General features: G+C 64.4%; 1 protein-coding gene. It reads left to right on the top strand.

The window, feature by feature from the left end:
• On the top strand, nt 1-905 hold a 905-nt coding region (locus MTQ12_RS14790; RefSeq protein ID WP_247619223.1), incomplete at both ends, for a cbb3-type cytochrome c oxidase subunit I.

Consider the following 905-nt stretch of genomic DNA (forward strand, 5'->3'; position numbering starts at 1 on the left):
TTCTTCTGCATCGGCGGCGTCATGGCGCTGCTCATCCGGCTCGAGCTGTTCGAGCCCGGGATGCAGATCATCGAGACGAAGGAGCAGTACAACCAGCTGTTCACCATGCACGGCACGATCATGCTGCTGATGTTCGCGACCCCGCTGTTCTCCGGGTTCGCCAATGTCATCATGCCGCTGCAGATCGGCGCGCCGGACGTCGCGTTCCCGCGTCTCAACGCCTTCGCGTTCTGGCTCTTCCTGTTCGGCAGCCTCATCGCGCTCGCCGGCTTCCTCACCCCGCAGGGTTCTGCCTCGTTCGGCTGGACCGCCTACGCCCCGCTGTCGAACACGACCTTCACTCCGGGGGTCGGCGGACACCTGTGGGTCATGGGCCTGGCGTTCCAGGGCTTCGGCACGATCCTCGGCTCGGTGAACTTCATCACCACGATCATCACCATGCGTGCGCCGGGCATGACGATGTTCCGGATGCCGATCTTCACCTGGAACGTCCTCATCACCGGCATCCTCGTGATGATGGCCTTCCCGCCGCTGGCCGCCGCGCTGCTCGCGCTCGGTGCGGACCGCATCCTCGGTGCCCACGTGTTCAGCCCGGAGAACGGTGGGTCGATCCTCTGGCAGCACCTGTTCTGGTTCTTCGGCCACCCCGAGGTGTACGTCATCGCACTGCCGTTCTTCGGCATCGTGTCGGAGATCTTCCCGGCCTTCAGCCGCAAGCCGATCTTCGGGTACAAGGGCCTCGTCTACGCGACGATCGCGATCGCCGCGCTGTCCGTCACCGTGTGGGCCCACCACATGTACGTCACCGGTGCGGTCCTCCTCCCGTTCTTCGCGTTCATGACGATGCTCATCGCGGTGCCGACGGGTGTGAAGATCTACAACTGGATCGGCACGATGTGGCGCGG

This window comes from Brevibacterium sp. R8603A2 (assembly GCF_023072605.1).
Taxonomy (GTDB): Bacteria; Actinomycetota; Actinomycetes; order Actinomycetales; family Brevibacteriaceae; genus Brevibacterium; species Brevibacterium pityocampae.